Consider the following 17,444-nt stretch of genomic DNA (forward strand, 5'->3'; position numbering starts at 1 on the left):
CTAATGATCTGGCATGACCGAATTGAAGCCGCCCTACCTTGCCTTTGATCCAGCCACGCGCAGCCTGCGGCTCGATCCGCACGAGCCGGCCTTTTTCCAGAATCCATACGAAGCCTACGCCTTCCTGCACGGTGCATCGAACGCCTTCTTCTGGGAAGAATTTGGCTTCTGGTGCTTTGGCGGCTTCGACGACGTCAACCGTCTGCTGCGCGATCGCCGCTTCGGCCGCCAGAACCCGGCCGGCATTCCGGACAGCCGAGGCATCGGCCAGGACCGTACGCATCTCAGCGCATTCGACGGCGTCGAGGCCAATTCGATGCTGGAGCTGGAGCCGCCTGTCCACACACGGCTCAGAACGCTGGTCAACCGCGCCTTCGTCTCGCGCCAGGTCGAGCGGCTCAGGCCGCGCGTCGAGGCGCTGGCCAACGAATTGATCGACCGTTTCGAACCAGGAGAAGTCGACCTGCTGCCGGCGCTCGCCGCTCCCTTGCCGATCACCATCATTGCCGAGATGCTCGGCGTGCCGGTCGACATGGGGCCGCAGCTGCTCGACTGGTCGCATCGGATGGTCGCCATGTACATGCACGGCCGCACCCGCAAGACCGAAGAGACGGCCAATCGCGCGGCGCAGGACTTTTCGGATTTTTTGCGTGGCTACGTCGCCGAGCGACGAAAGAGGCCAGGCGAGGATCTTCTGTCGCTGCTGATTGCGGCACAGGAGGACGGCCAGAAACTGTCGGAGGACGAGCTGGTATCCTCGGCCATCCTTTTGCTCAATGCCGGCCATGAGGCAACTGTCCACCAGACCGGCAATGCGGTGCGCTCGATCCTTGCACAAGGCGGCGACCCACGACGCTTCTTCACCTCGCCGGAAGCAACAGCCGCGACGATCGAAGAGTGCCTGCGCTTCGACGCGCCGCTGCACATGTTCACGCGCTACGCCTATCAGAAGGTCGAGGCCGGGCCTGGTATCGTCGTCCAGCCGGGCGAGACAATCGGTCTGCTGCTCGGCATGGCCAATCACGACCCGGTGGCCTTCGCCGAGCCCTTCGCCTTCAGGCCGGGCCGCGCCGACCAGAAGAACGTATCGTTCGGCGCCGGCATTCATTTCTGCATCGGCGCGCCGCTCGCCCGGCTCGAATTGCAGGTGTCGCTGAAAACCCTGTTCGACCGGCTACCGCAGTTGCATCTTGCCGAACAGCCGCGCTTGCGCGACACCTATCATTTCCATGGGCTGGAAACGCTCGCCGTGCGCTTTTGAGCATTCGGCCCGGCAGGCTCAGCCGCAGGGGTGATCAAAGCTTGATCACATACTCCTTGCGAGTCGTTTCAAGCACTTCCCAGCTGCCCTTAAAGCCCGGCCTCAGCACGAAGCTGTCGCCTGCCCTGACAGTGCGCGCATCGCCGCCGTCTTCGGCGATCACCGAAACTCCTGACAGGATGTGGCAGAACTCCCACTCATCATATTCGATGCGCCATTTGCCTGACGTCGCTTCCCAGACGCCGGCATAAAGGCCGCCGTCCTGTTCCTCGACATTCCAGGTGCGGAACTTCGGATCGCCCGAAATCAGGCGATCCGGCGCCGGCGCGCCAAGTTCCGGTTCGACGGTGTCGACGCCGACTGAAAGAAATTTCGGCGGGGTCATGGCGATCAAACCTTGGCGAGAGCCTGTTCCAGATCGGCGACGATGTCGTTGACGTCCTCGATACCGACCGAAAGCCTGACTGTGTCCGGCCCTGCCCCCGCGTTGATCTTCTGCTCGTCGGAAAGCTGGCGATGCGTGGTCGATGCCGGGTGGATGACCAGCGACTTGGTGTCGCCGACATTGGCCAAGTGCGAGAACAATTCGAGCGCTTCCACGAATTTGATGCCCGCCGCATAGCCGCCCTTCAGCCCAAAGGTGAACACAGCGCCGGCGCCAAGCGGCGAGTACTTCTTCTGCAGCGCATTGTTCTTGTCGTCAGGCAGGCCGGGATAGGACACCCAGGCGACCTTGGAATGATTGGAAAGCCATCCGGCGACTGCGGCCGCATTGTCGCAGTGGCGCTGCATCCTCAGCGGCAAGGTTTCCAGGCCAGTCAGGATAAGGAATGCATTGAACGGCGAAATCGCCGCGCCGATATCGCGCAACCCGAGCACGCGGGCGGCAATGGCGAAGGCGAAATTACCGAAGGTTTCGTGCAGGACGAGGCCGCCATATTCGGGGCGCGGCTCCGACAGCATCGGATATTTGCCCGACTTCGACCAATCGAACGTGCCGCCGTCGACGATGGCGCCGCCGATGGAATTGCCGTGACCGCCGATGAACTTGGTCAGCGAATGCACGACGATGTCGGCGCCATGTTCGATCGGCCGCAGCAGATAGGGCGAGGCCAGCGTGTTGTCGACGATCAGTGGCAGGCCGTGCTTGCGGGCAACGTCGCCGATCTTCTCGATGTCGACGAAGACGCCGCCCGGATTGGCCAGGCTTTCGATGAAGATTGCCTTGGTCCTGCCGTCGATCTGGCTCTCGAAGCTCGAGATGTCATTGGTGTCGGCCCAGCGCACCTGCCAGCCGAAATTCTTGAAGGCATGACCGAACTGGTTGATCGAGCCGCCGTAAAGCTTTGTCGCTGAAACGAAATTGTCGCCGGGCTGCATCAGATTGTGGAAGACCAGCACCTGCGCGGCATGGCCGGAGGCGACCGCAAGGCCTGCCGTGCCGCCTTCGAGTGCCGCGATGCGCTCTTCCAGCACCGCCTGGGTCGGGTTCATGATGCGGGTATAGATGTTGCCGAACGCCTTCAGCCCGAACAGCGAGGCGGCATGGTCGGCATCGTCGAAGACGAAGGAGGTCGTCTGGTAAATCGGCGTCGCTCGCGCGCCGGTCGCCGGATCCGGCTTGGCGCCGGCATGGACGGCGAGCGTGTTGAAACCGGGCGTGCGGGCCATCGAAAACCTCCCTTTGAACCTTCTGAAAAGCGCGCCGCATTCTTGGCGGAGCCCGGCTCCGAATGCAAAGAAGAAAATGCCCTTCCCCGTGATAACGGCGGCGGGGCTGGCGGAAAAATACGGCAGAACTGGAAGATTATTTCTGGCGAACGCCGAAGCTCTGGAATCCCGGGCGCATCAGCGGCTTTTTCGACGACAAGACGCCGGAATTGACGCCGGTCCAGCCGATCTCGCCGGACAGCTTGCCGTATTCGATCTTGGGGCAACGGTTCATCACCACCTTGATGCCGGCGGCCTCGGCGCGCGCGGCGGCCTCGTCATTGCGCACACCAAGCTGCATCCAGATGACCTTCGGCAGCGGATCGAGCCGCAACACCTCCTCGACGATGCCCGGCACTGCCACGGAGCCGCGAAAGACGTCGACCATGTCGATTGGCTCTGGAACATCGGCCAGCCTGGCATAGGTCATCCGCCCGAGGATTTCCTTGCCGGCCTGGCCGGGATTGATCGGGAACACCGAAAACCCCTTGCCGAGCAGATATTTCAGCACAAAGTAGCTCGGCCGCACGTCATTGGCCGACGCGCCGACCATGGCGATGGTCTTCACCGAATTAAGGATGCCGGCGATATAGGCGTTGTCGTAGGCGTCGTGGTTCATGCCTCGTCATACAGCGCTTCGGAGTGAGGTGCCAACAGCCGAGCAAGTGGCTTGCAATGGGCCAGAGGGGAACCTCGTCAGCCCGGCAGCGAGATCGTTCCGTCTTCCGCAATCGGAAAGGCCGGATTGTGCGCGACTTCCCAGACATGCCCGTCGGCATCGGCGAAATAGCCATACCAGCCGCCCCAGAATGCGCGGCCAGCCGGTTTGACGATACGGCCGCCGGCTTTCTCGGCCATCGCCAGCACTGCATCGACCTCGGCGTCGGAGCGGGTGTTGTAGGCGAGATAGACCGCCGACGGCGCCTTGGAGAAGGTAACGCCCGAATCCTCTTCGGCGCTTTGCCGCGGGAACAGGCCGAGAATGGCGCCGCCCATCTGGAAGAAGGCAACGCCCTCGGTGATCCCGACATGGCGCGTCAGGCCCATCGCCTCGTAGAAGCGCACGGCGCGGTCGAGATCGTCCGTGGCGATGGTGATGATGGAGATGCGCGGTTCCATATCCGCCTCCTATTCCTCCGGCCATTCCGCCTGGCGCTTGCCGATGAAGGCGCCGATGCCCTCTTCCGCATCGCGCGCCAGCATGTTCTCGACCATGACGCGCCCGGTGTAATCATAGGCCTCGGCCAGCCCCATCTCGGCCTGCTCATAAAACGCTTCCTTGCCGATCTTGACGACCAAGGACGATTTGGAGGCAATGGTTTGCGCGTATTTGGTGACGATTTGATTCAGATATTCGCGCGGCACGACACGGTTGACCAAGCCGAATTCCTTGGCGGTTGCCGCATCGATCGTCTCGCCGGTCAAAAGCATCTCCATGGCGTGCTTGCGCGAGACGTTGCGCGACAGCGCCACCATCGGCGTCGAGCAGAACAGGCCGATATTGACGCCAGGCGTGCAGAAGGTCGCCTCGTGCGAGGCGATGGCGAGGTCGCAGCTGGCGACCAGCTGCAATCCGGCCGCTGTCGCCAGGCCATCGACTTCGGCGATCACCGGCCTAGGATGGCGAACGATCGCCTGCATCAGTGAAGCGCAGGCGGAAAACGTCTTTTCGAAGAAGGCCCTGCCGCGATCGGCATCGTCGCGGTGCGCGCTCAACTCCTTGAGGTCGTGCCCGGCGCAGAACACTTTGCCGGTCGCCCCAAGCACGATGACGCGGACGGATTTGTCGGCCTTGGCGCGGTCGAGTTCCGCCGTCAGCGCCGCCATCATTGCAAGCGAAAGAGCGTTGGCCGGCGGATTGGCGAGCGTCAGGCGCACCACGCCGTTGTCCAGCCTGGAGACGACCGGCCCTTCGGCAACGGCAGGCTTGATGGCGACGATTTCGGCCATGATCGTTCCTCTCCGATTCCGCATCGGCGATGAACTCATCTAGTATGCCGTCTCGCTTCGTCCAACTCCCTCGTCCGCTTCTGCCCTAATGAATGGCCGTTGCCAGAAACGCCACGTCGCGTTCATACAAGCAGGGCGCAAAACCGGGAGACTGAAATGCGTGCCCAAAGCAATCTCCAGCCGATGCTGACGGCTGCCGAAATCAACACGCTGATGGCAACCGTTTTCCCGCAGCTCAACGACCAGTTCACCTTCTATGAGGCGTTGGAGGTGTTTTCAGGCGGCTGTATCGTGCGACTCAATGCCGACGAGCGCCATTTGCGCCCCGGCGGCACCGTGTCGGGTTCGGCGCTGTTCACGCTGGCCGACATAGGGGGCTATGTCTGCGTGCTATCGCATGCCGGACCGGATGCGCTTTCGGTCACCACCAGCCTCAACATCAATTTCGTCCGCAAGGCCGAGGCCGGGCCGATCGACGGCCATTGCCGCATCCTGAAGCTGGGCAAGAGCCTGATGGTGTTCGATATCGACATCGTCGCCGGGCCTGAGAGACACACGGTAGCGCACGCAACGGGCACCTATTCGATCCCGCCAAGGCGGGTACCGGCCTGATGCTTTCTATTGAATTTTTTATTGATGTGTATATATGTGCGCACAGGTGATCTTTGCTTGAGCGTGACAGCCGCAAAATCGTGAAGCGTCTCAAGGATGATGGTTTCGAGCCGGTTTCCGTACGCGGCTCGCATCACAAGGTTCGAAAGGGGGAGATCGTGTTGATCGTTCCGCATCCGGAGAAGGATCTACCAACCGGTACAGCTCGCGCCATCGCCAAACAAGCGGGCTGGATATAGGTGACCTGAAGCGTCTTGGAGGCTGAGATGAAGAACTATTTCGCGTTGGTCGATAAAGATCCCAACAGCGCGTTCGGCATTCGCTTTCCCGACATTCCCGGCTGCTTTTCAGCCGCGGACGAGGCGGAAGACATCGTTCCGAATGCAGTCGAAGCGTTGCAACTGTGGGCGGAGGACATGCCTGTTCCCGAACCGTCCAGCCATGAGGCGATCGTCGCGCTTGCGGATGTACGCAAAGCACTTGCTGAAGGAGGCTATCTGGTCTCGGTACCACTCATCGACAATGACAGCGCCGTCGTGAGGGCGAATGTAACTTTCGAGCGCGGCGTCTTGCGGGCGATCGACGCCGCAGCGCGCGACCGAGGCATAACGCGATCGGCATTCCTCTCCAGCGCAGCTCGCAAGGAAATCGAGGCAAAGCACTGAACTCACCTGACACAGGGCCAAAATCGCGATGTGGTAAAATCATACCTTTAACTCAAATCCTTGTTTTCATTTAAGTTTATCTTCCAGCAATCATTTCATGCGCCTTGACGCGATAACCACCCTCCCCTATAAACCGTGACGAAGCAGCGGCCCGCAAAGGCCGCCGTTTTGTTATTGGCGACAGCAAGTGCCTTTTGCCAATCCAAGCAACAAGAAACGCCTTCCCTTGTCGTTCGTGAATGGGGGAAGGTCCGAACCGAAAGCAACAATCCATGGCAACCTTTTCGCAGAAGCCTGCGGATGTGGTGAAGAAGTGGGTGCTGATCGACGCCGAGGGTCTCGTCGTCGGCCGTCTCGCCACTGTCATCGCCAATCATCTTCGCGGCAAGCATAAGCCCACCTTCACCCCGCACGTCGACGACGGCGACAACGTCATCGTCATCAATGCCGACAAGGTGGTGTTCACCGGCAAGAAGTTCACCGACAAGGTCTATTACTGGCACACCGGCCACCCCGGCGGCGTCAAGGAGCGCACCGCGCGCCAGCTGCTCGAGGGCCGCTTTCCCGAGCGTGTCGTCGAAAAGGCCGTCGAACGCATGATCCCGCGCGGCCCGCTCGGCCGACGCCAGATGAAGAATCTCCGCGTCTATGCAGGCACGGAACATCCGCATGTCGCCCAGCAGCCCGTTGTCCTCGACGTGGCCAAGCTGAACGCCAAGAACAAGAAGGTTTCGTAAGATGGCTGAGCTTTCCTCGCTCGCAGAACTCGGAACTGCCACCGGCAACACCAACACCCAGCCGGCAGCACCCGTCCATGTCCAGAAGCTCGACAAATCGGGCCGCGCCTACGCCACCGGCAAGCGCAAGAACGCCATCGCGCGCGTCTGGGTGAAGCCCGGCTCCGGCAAGATCGTCGTCAACGACAAGGTGTTCGCCGAATATTTCGCGCGTCCGGTCCTGCAGATGATCCTCAACCAGCCGATCATCGCCGCCAACCGCGCCGGCCAGTACGACATCGTTGCCACCGTCATCGGCGGCGGCCTTTCCGGCCAGGCCGGTGCCGTGCGCCACGGCATCTCCAAGGCGCTGACCTATTACGAGCCGGCGCTGCGCGCCGTACTCAAGAAGGGCGGCTTCCTGACCCGCGACAGCCGCGTCGTCGAGCGCAAGAAGTACGGCAAGGCGAAGGCCCGCCGGAGCTTCCAGTTCTCCAAGCGCTAAGCGCTGCGCAATTACACGCTACCGAAAGGCCGCCTCCGGGCGGCCTTTTCCATGAATGGCGGCACCAATCACCGGCGGCAGGCGCGGCTCGCTCGCATCGTGGCAGACTTCAGGCCTTGATGAAGTCGATAAACGCCCGCAACGGCGCCGGCACGAGGCGCCGGCCGGGATAATAGAGGAACGGCCCGGAGAAGCTCTGCCACCAGGGCTCAAGCAGCGGTTCGAGCGCCCCGCTCTCGAAGTGAGGGCGTAGCCAATCCTCGAACAGGCTGATGATGCCGGTGCCGGCGATGGCTGCGTCGACTTTGAGGTCCGTCGCCCCGCCCAGGGTCACGAGAAGCGGCCCCGTCGGGTCGACTCGCACCACCTGGCCGTCGCGCTCGAATTCCCACGGCGGCATCGCACGGCTGGCAAAGCGGCCGCGCAGGCAGGCGTGGCCGAGCAGGTCGCTCGGGTGTTGCGGCCGGCCATGACGATCCAGGTAGGCAGGGCTGGCGGCGGTTGCGAAGCGCTGCACGCGCGGTCCGATCGGCACGGCGATCATGTCCTGCTCCAGCCGCTCGTCGTAGCGGATGCCGGCGTCGCAGCCGGCCGCCAGCACATCGACGAAGCTTTCCTCAGCGATCACCTCCAGCCGGATGCCGGGATAGGCGGCAAGGAACCGCGGGACGATGCTGGGCAGGACCAGCCGCGCCGCGCTGACCGGCACGTTGAGGCGCAACAAGCCCGCCGGCCTGTCGCGAAAGCCGTTCACCACGTCGAGAGCCGACTCCACCTCGGTCAAGGCTGGACCGAGCCGCGCCAGCAGGCCTTCGCCGGCCTCCGTCAGGACGACGCTACGGGTCGTCCTGTTGAGCAGCCTGACACCGAGCTGCGTCTCCAGGCGCCGCACGGCCTCGCTCAACCCCGACGCGCTGCCGCCGCTGGCGCGGGCGCCATCGCGAAAACCCTTGGCGCGCGCTACGGCCACGAAAGCGTTCAGATCCCCGAGATCGATCTTCATTGTTCGTCATTCCGCACAGCCTGTGCGGATTGTACCCAATTATCATTGGATCGGACAGCGTCTATCTATGCGCCATCCCTGAAGGAGAAAGACCATGTCCAGTATCGACCAGTCCGGCACATTCATCCTCGGCGACCGCAAAGTCAGACGGCTCGGCTACGGCGCCATGCAACTCGCAGGGCCCGGCGTCTTCGGCCCACCAAAGGACCACGACACGGCATTGGCCGTGCTGCGCGAAGCCGTTGCACAAGGCGTCAATCACATCGACACCAGTGACTTCTATGGCCCGCACGTGACCAACCTGTTGATCCGCGAAACGCTCGCACCCTATCCTGACGACCTCGTTATAGTCACCAAGATCGGCGCCAGGCGCGGCCAGGGCGGATCGTGGCTGCCGGCCTTCTCGGCCCAAGAACTCACCCAGGCGGTGCACGACAATTTGCACAATCTCGGGCTCGACGTGCTGGAGGCGGTCAACCTTCGGATCATGTTCGACGCGCATGGCCCCGCCGAAGGGTCGATCGAGGCGCCGCTTGCGACGCTCGCCGAGCTTCAGCGACAGGGCCTCGTGCGCCACATCGGGCTGAGCAACGTCACCGCTGCGCAGATCGCGGAAGGCCGCAGGATTTGCAAGATCGTCTGCGTGCAGAACCAGTATAATCTGGCGCATCGGGGCGACGATGCCTTGATTGACGATCTCGCCCGCGACGGCATCGCCTATGTGCCGTTCTTCCCGCTTGGCGGCTTCAATCCGTTGCAGTCGTCGACCTTGTCCAAGGTCGCCGCACGCCTCGGCGCCACGCCCATGCAGGTCGCGCTCGCCTGGCTGCTTCGCCGCGCGCCCAACATTCTTCTGATCCCAGGCACGTCTTCCGTCGCGCATCTCAGGGAGAACCTCGCCGCGGGCGATCTCGCGTTGCCCGAAGATGCGATCGAGGAACTGGACAGTATCGCCGGCAATGTCCCCGCTCACGCGTAGCGCCGCAATCGCTCCGGTTCGTGCCCGGCGTTAGTTAATGCTGGCCGTATTCGCCGGCTCGGCCGGGCGCTTCTCACCGGCGTAGGGTACGCGAAAACCGTTCGCCGCCAGCCAACCGATGGCCGCCTTCGGTTCGTCGGTCTGGATGATGGTGGCGCCGCGCTCGACCCAGAAGCCATAAGTCTCGCGCGGCAGGCTGGCCGCAACCGCCAGCTCGTCGCCGCGACCGCCGGCGAGGAAGCCGCCCGGCTTGTTGACGATGGCATAGGTGTCGGCCCAGATGTGCCAGTCGCCCCTCACCGCCAGCGCGCGCATGCGCGGGCTGAACAGCGGGCCGCCGGTCTCCGTCAGCGTCTCTGATCCCATGCGCCAGTTGATCATCTCGACTGCGCGCATCGGGAAGGCCCGGCTGACTTCCTCGGCAAACATGGCGTCGCGAACCGCGTCATCGGCGATGATCGGCATGAACTGGAAGCCGCTACCGATCTCGGCCATGGCAGCCTTGACCCTGGCGATCCTCTCCGCATTCCACAGGTTCTCTTTGACGATCACCTGTTCGGCCATGCCGAGATCGCGGGCGACGGCGACCATGCCGGCGAGGCTTCCGGTGTCGAGCTTGTTGTCGAGGTTGACGAGAATCCTGTCCCTGGTCGCCACCAGCATCTCGCGCAACGTCGAGACCGTCTCGCCCGTAATGGCGCCGGTGCCTTCGATCACCAATCGGCAGGTCTTGAGTTCGGCCAATGTGCGGTTGACCACCTCGCCCTTGCAGGTCGTGGTGCGGTCAAGCCAGCTGTCATGCATGACGACGAATTCTCCGTCCTTCGAGCGCCTGATGTCGACCTCGACGATTTCGGCGCCCATTGCGATCGACGCCTCGACGGCGGCGATCGAGTTTTCGGGATAGAGCGTCTTGCCGGCCTGCATGCCGCCGGCGCGGTGCGCGGCCACCATCACATGGTCGCGCCATTGGTTGGCGTGCTCGAAGCGGTCGAGAATCTGCCTGGCGCGCGTTTCGCCTGCCGATGCCTGGCAAAGGGAGACCACCAGCGCCGCGGAAAGCAGAAGGCTCAGCCAAATCGTTCGCATGAGACAAGTCGTTCGCACGAGAATCGCTCCGTACCGGGATCGCACCCCGGTTAAGCGATGCCCGTGACAGGCAGGTGAACGAAGCCGGCTTCGCAAACGCAGGAAAATCAGATCAATGCCGGCCGAAGCAGCCGTTGGCGGCTACTTTCGGTTATTTACCAGGCAATCTCCGGGCCGGCCATGCGGGGTTCGCCTGGCGAGCAAGGATTTGTGACCGGATCGAATGGCCGTGATCCTCCGCAGGGGTCGCAATTCTGAGAATTATGTCCAATAAGGTTGCGCGTCGACGCACAGGAGATCGCTTCATGCCGCCAAGGACCATCGATCACGCCTTCACCACCCGCTCCAGGACAGGCGCGTCGTTTGAGCCGACCTATGCCGGCGCGCTGTCGTTCATGCGGCGCAAATATTCGAAGGACGTGAAGGGCGCCGATGTAGTGGTGTGGGGCATTCCCTTCGATGCGGCGGTCACCAATCGGCCGGGCGCTCGTTTCGGACCGCAGGCGATTCGCCGCGCCTCGGCCATCCTCGACAACGATCCGCAATATCCGTTTTCGCGCGACCTGTTCGAACAGCTTGCTGTGATCGACTTTGGCGATTGCCTGCTCGACAGCGGCAATCACCAGAAGGCGCCTGCCACGATCGAGCGCGAAGCGGCGAAGATCTTGAAATCCGGCGCCTTTCTGCTTTCACTCGGCGGCGACCATTTCGTCACCTGGCCGCTGCTCAAGGCGCATGCCGCCATCCACGGCCCGTTGGCTCTGGTGCAGTTCGACGCACATCAGGACACCTGGCCCGACGACGGCAAGCGCATCGATCACGGCTCCTTCGTTGGCCGTGCGGTCAAGGAGGGCATCATCGATCCCGACCGCTCGATCCAGATCGGCATCCGCACCCATGCGCCCGACACGTTCGGCATCAAGATCCTATATGGCCATGAAGTGGAGGAAATGCGGGCGTCCGACATCGCCTATGCCATCGTCGACCGTACGGGCGGCAAGAAGACCTACGTCACTTTCGACATCGATTGTCTGGATCCAGCTTTTGCGCCCGGCACGGGAACGCCGGTCGCGGGAGGCCCGTCTTCGGCAAAGATCCTGTCGGTACTGCGCCAGATCAACCAGGTCGATATCGTCGGCGCCGACGTCGTCGAGGTTGCGCCAGCCTATGATCACGCCGATATAACGGCAATTGCCGGCTCGATGGTGGCCATGCACTATCTCGGGCTGCTGGCGGAACGAAAGGCCCGGCTCGAGGACATGAACCAGGGCAATCACAGCGTTGCCGGATTGAATCAGGCAAGCGGCATATAGCTTTGAGATAACAGGAATTTTGGCAGGCAATGAAACCGAAAATCTTCATCGACGGCGAGCACGGCACCACCGGTTTGCAGATAAGGGCGCTGCTTGCCGAGCGCAGCGACCTGGAAATCATCTCCATCCCGACCGAACGCCGCAAGGAAACGGCAGCGCGCGCCGAGTTCCTCAATGCCGCCGATGTCGCGATCCTCTGCCTACCGGACGCGGCCGCTAAGGAAAGCGTTTCGCTGATCGCCAATGACACCACCAAGGTGATCGACGCCTCGACGGCGCATCGCGTCGCCGAGGGCTGGGAATATGGTTTTGCCGAAATGGACAAGGAACAGGCGAAGAAGATCGCTTCGGCGAAGCGCGTCGCCAATCCGGGCTGCTGGCCGCAAGGACCGATCGCGACACTGCGGCCGCTGGTTGCGGCGGCGCTGTTGCCGGCCGATTTTCCGGTCACCGTCAACGGCATTTCCGGCTATTCCGGCGGCGGCCGGCCGATGATCGAGGATTATGTCGCCAAGGGCGAGGATGCGCCGGAATTCCTGCCCTATGGGCTGACGCTGCAGCACAAGCACGTGCCTGAGCTCAGGACCTATGCCAAGCTTTCGCACGATCCGATCATGCAGCCGGCAGTCGGCAATTTCGCGCAAGGCATGATCACCGTGGTGCCGCTGCAACTCGGCGGCCTCGACCATGTGCCGACCGGCGCGGAGCTTCATGCGGCAATCGCCGATCATTTCGCTTCCATCGATGGCGGCGTGGTCGAGGTGGCGCCGTATCTGCATCAGGAACGCATGCCCGACATCGATCCGGAGATCTACAACGGCACCAACCGGATGAAGCTCTATGTCTTTGCCAATGATAACAGGGCGCAGGCGCTGCTGATTGCCGTCTACGACAATCTCGGCAAGGGCGCCTCGGGCGCCGCTGTGCAGAACATGGATCTGATGCTCGGCCTTTGAATGGATGCGCCGAGATTTCCAAAGCGCTGGAAGGTCGGCGCGCCGGAGCTCATTGCCGAAACGTTCGGTAGCCGCATCTGGAAAGTTGTTCGCGAGGGCGGCTCACCGGCAATCGTCAAGGATCTAAAGCCTTTCGACGATGTGGAGGACGAGTTGCGTGGCGAGCATTTCCTCGCCTGGCGACGCGGCGAAGGCGCGGTGCGGCTGCTCGGCCGCGACGGCCACCGCATGCTGCTCGAATACGCCGGCGAAATCTCGCTGTCACAGATCATTGCGGATCAGGACGACAATGCCGCCACTGCCATCGCGGCCGAGGTGATGGCAAGACTGGTCTCGCCGTCGAAGCACGCTGCCCCGCCGGACCTTCAGCCGTTGCGGAGACGGTTTTCCAGCCTGTTCAAAAAGGCGAAGGCCGATCGCGCCGCCGGCGAAAAGAGCCTGTATGTCGAAGCTGCCGAAATCGCGGAACGGCTGTTGTCCAATCCGCACGATGTACGGCCGCTGCATGGCGACCTGCATCACGACAACATCATGCACGGTCCACGCGGCTGGCTGGCGATCGATCCGAAGGGCGTCCTCGGCGACCCGGGTTTCGACGCCGCCAACATGTTCTACAACCCACTCGACCGAGATGATCTTTGCCTCGATCCGAGGCGGATCGCCCATATGGCGCAAGTCTTTGGCGCTACGCTCGGCCAGACGGGGCCTGCCGTACTGGACCACGCCGTTGCCTATGGCTGCCTGTCGGCTGCATGGCACCATGAAGATCGCAATGCGGTCGACGAAAACCGCGAGCTGGCGATTGCCGCGGCAATCCGGCGGGTGCGGCTCAGTCTCTGAGAGCGATCTCGTGGGGCAGCGGGTAAGCGCCCTTGGTACCGCGCCAATGCGCGGCGGCGAAGCCCAGCAGAACCAGCGCGAATGCCTGATGCGTCAGGGCCATGTGCAGCGGCACCTGCATCAATAGGGTGCCGATGCCGATCGATGCCTGCACCACGACAATCAGGAACAGCAGCGTCGCGCGTCGGGCATGCGTCGTGCCGGGAAGACGTCGGCGTGTCGCAATCATGTGCCAGAGCGCGACCGCGAAGATCGTGTAGGCGCCGATCCGGTGGACGAACTGCACCGTCTTCGGATTTTCAAAGAAATTGCGCCATGCCGGCTCGAGCAGCAGCAGGTCGCCGGGGACCAGCTTGCCGTCCATCAGCGGCCAGGTGTTGTAGCTCAAGCCGGCGTCAAGCCCCGCGACCAGCCCGCCGAGATAGATCTGGACCAGCGCCAGCAGCACCAGGAAGCCGGCCAGACGTTGCGTCGAGCGATCGGCGGCAGGCTCCGAGTGCGGCGCCAGCCCGCGCGCGACAACCATGGTCGCCGTGAAGATCAGCGCCGCCAGCGTCAGATGCGTCGCCAGCCGGTATTGGCTGACCGAAACCCGGTCAACCAACCCGGACGCCACCATCCACCAGCCTATCGCGCCCTGCAGCCCGCCGAGCAGGAGGATGCCCGACAATTTCGTGCCGAGGCCCCGCTCGATGCGGCGCGTCACCCAGAAGAACAGCAGCGGCACGGCGAAGACCACGCCGACACTACGCGCCAGGATGCGGTGCACCCATTCCCACCAGAAGATCGACTTGAACGCCTCGATGCTCATGCCCTTGTTGAGTTCGGCATATTGCGGGATCTGCTGGTAGCGCAGGAACTCCTCCTGCCACTCGGAATCGTTTAGCGGCGGGATGACCCCGTGAATCGGCTGCCATTCGGTGATCGACAGGCCGGAATCGGTGAGCCTCGTAGCGCCGCCGACCACCACCAGCGCAAACAGCACGAGCAGCACGACATAGAGCCAACCGCGCACCAGTGCACGATTGCGAAGGTCTCGATCGCGGGCGGCGAAAGGCGCGTCGTCGGATATGGCAGCAGCCATGGGTTTGTCCCGGCAGTTGAAGTCGCGGATTGGTGAACCATCGCAACCCGGCTTGCAAGGCCGGGCGACGCGGCACGCCGTCGCGCCGTTTCTGGCGGGTTGCGCGCATTCGCCGTTCGGCCTAAGCGATAGCGGTCAACGAGATCGCGCCATGCCCATTCGCCTGAAAAAGCTGATCGGAAGCTTCCTGCTGGTAGCGCTGGTCGTCGTCTATGCGCTGGTCGCCTCGATCGTCGCGGTCGCCCAACTGTCGCAGTCCGGGCCGCTGGCGCACTTCATCTTCTTCCTGCTGAGCGGGCTTTTGTGGGTGCTGCCGGCGATGGGCATCATCAAATGGCTGATCCTTGAGCCGCGGCCGAAGGGCCGAGGCAACAGTTAAATCGTCACCACCGTCTTGCCGGCATTAGCCAGCGGCGTCGTCACGCCCGACAACATGGTTCGGATGTGGGCGATGCTCTGATAGCGGCCGTTGACTGAAATGCGCGGCAGGGCATGCAGGAACCCGGCATGCTCGGCGCGCAGTACGCCGTGGCGGGTCGTCACCGCCGACGCATAGCCGGCATCGCGGACAAGGCCCACTTCGCGGCGGCCGACTGCGCTGGCATTACCGTAGGGATAGGCGAAATGGCGGGGCTCCTCGCCGAGTTTGGCCTGCAATATGCGCTTGACGTCGCCGATCTCATGCCGCGCGTCGCTCTCGGAAAGCCGCTTCAGATTGCAATGATTGACGCTATGCGCGCCGATCGTCACCAGCGGGTGTCCGGCCATGGTGCGGATCTCGTCCCAGTTCATCAGCGTGCTCGGGCGCGGACCGCCCAACTCGATGCCGTTCGAGCGCGCCAGATCGCGCAACACCGCACGCTGGTCCTGCTCGTGCACCTTCAGCGTCAGATAGGCGTGCAGGCGCGCATTGGCCTGGACCTTTTTTCCCCGATTCGAGCAGTCGATCGTCACCGGGCCGTCCGGCGTCGCCAGCGTCAGGCGATCGCGCGCATTGACGATATCCTCAACCACGTCCCACCACAGATCGGCAGCGCCGTCGATCAGTCCCGGTGCGACGTAGATGGTGATCGGCGCGCCGTGCTTCTCCAGCACCGGCAGCGCCTCGGTCATGTTGTCTCGATAGGCGTCGTCGGCGGTGATCGTCGCGAACTGGCCGTCCTTGTCGCCGGCCTTGATGCGCTCGATCGCCTCGTCCAGCGTGACGAACCTATAGCCGTTCGCCTTCATGTCGGCGATCACGATATCGAGGAACCCAGGCGCGATGTTCAAGTGTCGGTTGACGCCATTCGGCTTTTCCGGCGTCGCGGTGACCCGATGCAGCATCAGGATGACGCCAAGGCCGCCGATAAACGGCTTGGCCAGCGGCGCGAGACCGGAATAGCGGGCGAGATTGAGCGCCAGTTTGCGAATTGCCTCGCCCCCGTCGATCATTCATTCACCTTTTGCGCCTAAGCTCATCAAGCATGGAATGCGCCTGCGCGGACCCCCAATCGCGACGAATACGCCCTAAGGATTGAGGTATGGTTGACGCCACCGCGTCATTTGACGGCAATCGGCTGGCAAGCAGCGAGGCGTCGCCGTATACCTTGCCGGCCGGCAAAGCCGGCTTATCGATCTCGGTTGCCGATAGTGCGGCGCTGGCGGCGTACGCCGAATTCTGCCGTTCGGCGCTTTTTGCCCCGGCGCAGAGCGCAGGCTGGATCCTGAACTGGGCCGCACATACGGGCGCCGACGTTGTCGTTGCGACGCTGCGCGCCGACAACAGGCCGGTTTTCTCGTTGGCGCTGGAGGTCACTCGCAGTGGGGCGTTCCGCGTCGCCCGGTTCATGGGCGGCCGTCATGCCAACGGCAATTTTGCCGCCGCCGACCCGCAATGGCTGGCGAATGCCGATAACGCGGCGATCCGCGCTATGCTGGCTGCGATTGCCAAGGTGCGGCGTGATATCGATCTTGTCGCGCTAGAGCGGCTGCTGCCCGATCTCGACGGCGTTGCCAACCCGCTCTCCGCCCTGCCGCATTTTTCAAGCCCCAATCTGTCTCTGGCCGCCGGTCTTGTAGGAGGGTTTGATGCATTGCTCACCCGCGTGAGCGGCAAGCGCAGGCGCAAGAAGCATCGCTCGCAGGCGCGCAAATTCGGGGCCGTCGGCAGCCATTGCCGCATCGAGGCGAGGACTGCGGACGAGGTGAACAGGCTGCTCGACGCCTTTTTCGAGATGAAGGAATTCCGCTTCCGCAAGATGGGCATCGCCAATGTTTTCGGTGAAGCGGAGGTGCGTGCTTTTTTTCGCTCGCTGTTTACCGACGCGCTCCAAGAGGAAGATCCGTCCTTCGTGCTGCATGGGCTGGAAGTCGCCGGCAAGCTTCGTGCGGTCACCGGATCGAGCCGCTCGGGCAAGCGGCTGATCTGCGAATTCGGGGCGATCGCCGAGGACGAGCTCGCACACACCAGCCCCGGCGACTTCCTGTTCTTCGAGAACATCCAGGAAGCCTGCGAGGCGGGTTTTGAAATCTATGATTTCTCGGTCGGTGACGAACCCTACAAGCGATTGTGGTGCGATGTCGAAACGCAACATTTCGAGGCGCTGGTTCCGCTGACGCTGAAAGGTCGCGCGCTGGCGCTTGCGCTCAGGCACGGCGCAAGCCTGAAAGCATTCATCAAGCACAGCCCAATGGTCTGGAAGCTGACCAAGCTGCTGCGCCGCAAGGCCGTGGGCCAGACAGCACCGGCCGCAGGCGAAGACGACAGCTGATTTCGATT

Annotated in this window: 21 protein-coding genes; 12 read left to right on the forward strand and 9 right to left on the reverse strand. The window is 62.8% G+C overall.

All coding sequences use genetic code 11. From position 1 onward, the window contains the following. Positions 1 to 13: 13 nt before the first annotated feature. Entirely contained in the window at positions 14 to 1,261 is a 1,248-nt protein-coding gene (locus NKH83_RS17450; RefSeq protein WP_352806011.1) for a cytochrome P450, read from the forward strand. A gap of 34 nt (positions 1,262 to 1,295) precedes the next feature. On the opposite strand, the gene NKH83_RS17455 is transcribed toward NKH83_RS17450, so the two are convergent. The 5 genes from NKH83_RS17455 to NKH83_RS17475 all read right to left on the reverse strand — a co-directional run bounded on the left by NKH83_RS17455 (position 1,296) and on the right by NKH83_RS17475 (position 4,921). Next, positions 1,296 to 1,646, reverse strand: a complete 351-nt coding sequence (locus NKH83_RS17455) for a cupin domain-containing protein (protein ID WP_352806013.1) — start codon at positions 1,644 to 1,646, stop codon at positions 1,296 to 1,298. A gap of 5 nt (positions 1,647 to 1,651) precedes the next feature. Beyond that, positions 1,652 to 2,932: an O-acetylhomoserine aminocarboxypropyltransferase gene (locus tag NKH83_RS17460; RefSeq protein ID WP_352806017.1), complete on the reverse strand. Its 1,281-nt coding sequence runs from the start codon at positions 2,930 to 2,932 to the stop codon at positions 1,652 to 1,654. 136 nt (positions 2,933 to 3,068) lie between these two features. Continuing rightward, positions 3,069 to 3,590 (reverse strand): CoA-binding protein, encoded by a 522-nt coding sequence (locus NKH83_RS17465; RefSeq protein WP_254817595.1) that lies wholly within the window; start codon positions 3,588 to 3,590, stop codon positions 3,069 to 3,071. Positions 3,591 to 3,667: 77 nt separating this feature from the next. Continuing rightward, positions 3,668 to 4,090, reverse strand: coding sequence for a VOC family protein (locus NKH83_RS17470; RefSeq protein ID WP_352806019.1), 423 nt, complete (start codon positions 4,088 to 4,090; stop codon positions 3,668 to 3,670). Positions 4,091 to 4,099: 9 nt separating this feature from the next. Continuing rightward, positions 4,100 to 4,921 (reverse strand): enoyl-CoA hydratase, encoded by an 822-nt coding sequence (locus NKH83_RS17475; protein ID WP_352806021.1) that lies wholly within the window; start codon positions 4,919 to 4,921, stop codon positions 4,100 to 4,102. Between the two features lie 156 nt (positions 4,922 to 5,077). Between NKH83_RS17475 and NKH83_RS17480 the strand changes: the two genes are divergently transcribed. From NKH83_RS17480 to rpsI, 5 genes are all read left to right on the forward strand, one after another. Further along, complete coding sequence (locus tag NKH83_RS17480) at positions 5,078 to 5,533, forward strand: PaaI family thioesterase (protein ID WP_352806024.1); 456 nt, start codon at positions 5,078 to 5,080, stop codon at positions 5,531 to 5,533. A gap of 53 nt (positions 5,534 to 5,586) precedes the next feature. Then, positions 5,587 to 5,772, forward strand: coding sequence for a type II toxin-antitoxin system HicA family toxin (locus tag NKH83_RS17485; RefSeq protein WP_352806026.1), 186 nt, complete (start codon positions 5,587 to 5,589; stop codon positions 5,770 to 5,772). A gap of 27 nt (positions 5,773 to 5,799) precedes the next feature. Continuing rightward, a complete protein-coding gene (locus NKH83_RS17490) occupies positions 5,800 to 6,198 on the forward strand; it encodes a type II toxin-antitoxin system HicB family antitoxin (RefSeq protein WP_352806029.1) in 399 nt (132 codons plus the stop codon). 272 nt (positions 6,199 to 6,470) lie between these two features. Then, the gene (rplM, locus tag NKH83_RS17495; RefSeq protein ID WP_023674645.1) at positions 6,471 to 6,935 is read left to right on the forward strand and encodes a 50S ribosomal protein L13; all 465 of its coding nucleotides are present in this window, start codon (positions 6,471 to 6,473) and stop codon (positions 6,933 to 6,935) included. A 1-nt stretch (position 6,936) separates the two neighbouring features. Beyond that, positions 6,937 to 7,419, forward strand: coding sequence for a 30S ribosomal protein S9 (rpsI, locus tag NKH83_RS17500; protein ID WP_023717316.1), 483 nt, complete (start codon positions 6,937 to 6,939; stop codon positions 7,417 to 7,419). 109 nt (positions 7,420 to 7,528) lie between these two features. On the opposite strand, the gene NKH83_RS17505 is transcribed toward rpsI, so the two are convergent. Continuing rightward, entirely contained in the window at positions 7,529 to 8,422 is an 894-nt protein-coding gene (locus tag NKH83_RS17505) for a LysR family transcriptional regulator (protein WP_352806032.1), read from the reverse strand. A gap of 94 nt (positions 8,423 to 8,516) precedes the next feature. On the opposite strand from NKH83_RS17505, the gene NKH83_RS17510 reads away from it, so the two are divergent. Beyond that, positions 8,517 to 9,401, forward strand: a complete 885-nt coding sequence (locus NKH83_RS17510) for an aldo/keto reductase family oxidoreductase (protein WP_352806035.1) — start codon at positions 8,517 to 8,519, stop codon at positions 9,399 to 9,401. A 30-nt stretch (positions 9,402 to 9,431) separates the two neighbouring features. Here NKH83_RS17510 and NKH83_RS17515 read toward each other — a convergent pair whose 3' ends face one another. Next, the gene (locus NKH83_RS17515) at positions 9,432 to 10,490 is read right to left on the reverse strand and encodes a glycerophosphodiester phosphodiesterase family protein (protein ID WP_352806037.1); all 1,059 of its coding nucleotides are present in this window, start codon (positions 10,488 to 10,490) and stop codon (positions 9,432 to 9,434) included. A gap of 305 nt (positions 10,491 to 10,795) precedes the next feature. Between NKH83_RS17515 and speB the strand changes: the two genes are divergently transcribed. The 3 genes from speB to NKH83_RS17530 are packed head-to-tail and all read left to right on the forward strand — an operon-like array spanning position 10,796 to position 13,599. Next, positions 10,796 to 11,803 (forward strand): agmatinase, encoded by a 1,008-nt coding sequence (speB, locus tag NKH83_RS17520; RefSeq protein WP_352806040.1) that lies wholly within the window; start codon positions 10,796 to 10,798, stop codon positions 11,801 to 11,803. Positions 11,804 to 11,832: 29 nt separating this feature from the next. Further along, positions 11,833 to 12,759, forward strand: coding sequence for an N-acetyl-gamma-glutamyl-phosphate reductase (gene argC, locus NKH83_RS17525; RefSeq protein ID WP_352806043.1), 927 nt, complete (start codon positions 11,833 to 11,835; stop codon positions 12,757 to 12,759). Beyond that, positions 12,760 to 13,599, forward strand: a complete 840-nt coding sequence (locus NKH83_RS17530) for an aminoglycoside phosphotransferase family protein (protein ID WP_352806045.1) — start codon at positions 12,760 to 12,762, stop codon at positions 13,597 to 13,599. On the opposite strand, the gene NKH83_RS17535 is transcribed toward NKH83_RS17530, so the two are convergent. Further along, a complete protein-coding gene (locus NKH83_RS17535; protein WP_352806048.1) occupies positions 13,589 to 14,683 on the reverse strand; it encodes a COX15/CtaA family protein in 1,095 nt (364 codons plus the stop codon). The two genes, NKH83_RS17530 and NKH83_RS17535, sit on opposite strands and share 11 nt — an antisense overlap. Positions 14,684 to 14,834: 151 nt before the next feature. Here NKH83_RS17535 and NKH83_RS17540 point away from each other — a divergent pair, with 151 nt between their 5' ends. Then, positions 14,835 to 15,062: a DUF2842 domain-containing protein gene (locus tag NKH83_RS17540; RefSeq protein ID WP_352806051.1), complete on the forward strand. Its 228-nt coding sequence runs from the start codon at positions 14,835 to 14,837 to the stop codon at positions 15,060 to 15,062. Here NKH83_RS17540 and NKH83_RS17545 read toward each other — a convergent pair. Beyond that, a complete protein-coding gene (locus tag NKH83_RS17545) occupies positions 15,059 to 16,117 on the reverse strand; it encodes a polysaccharide deacetylase family protein (protein WP_352806054.1) in 1,059 nt (352 codons plus the stop codon). The two genes, NKH83_RS17540 and NKH83_RS17545, sit on opposite strands and share 4 nt — an antisense overlap. Before the next feature lie 89 nt (positions 16,118 to 16,206). Between NKH83_RS17545 and NKH83_RS17550 the strand changes: the two genes are divergently transcribed. Next, entirely contained in the window at positions 16,207 to 17,436 is a 1,230-nt protein-coding gene (locus tag NKH83_RS17550) for a GNAT family N-acetyltransferase (RefSeq protein ID WP_352650006.1), read from the forward strand. Positions 17,437 to 17,444: the final 8 nt, after the last annotated feature.

The sequence above is a fragment of the Mesorhizobium sp. M0909 genome, assembly GCF_040319515.1.
In the GTDB taxonomy this organism is placed as follows: domain Bacteria; phylum Pseudomonadota; class Alphaproteobacteria; order Rhizobiales; family Rhizobiaceae; genus Mesorhizobium.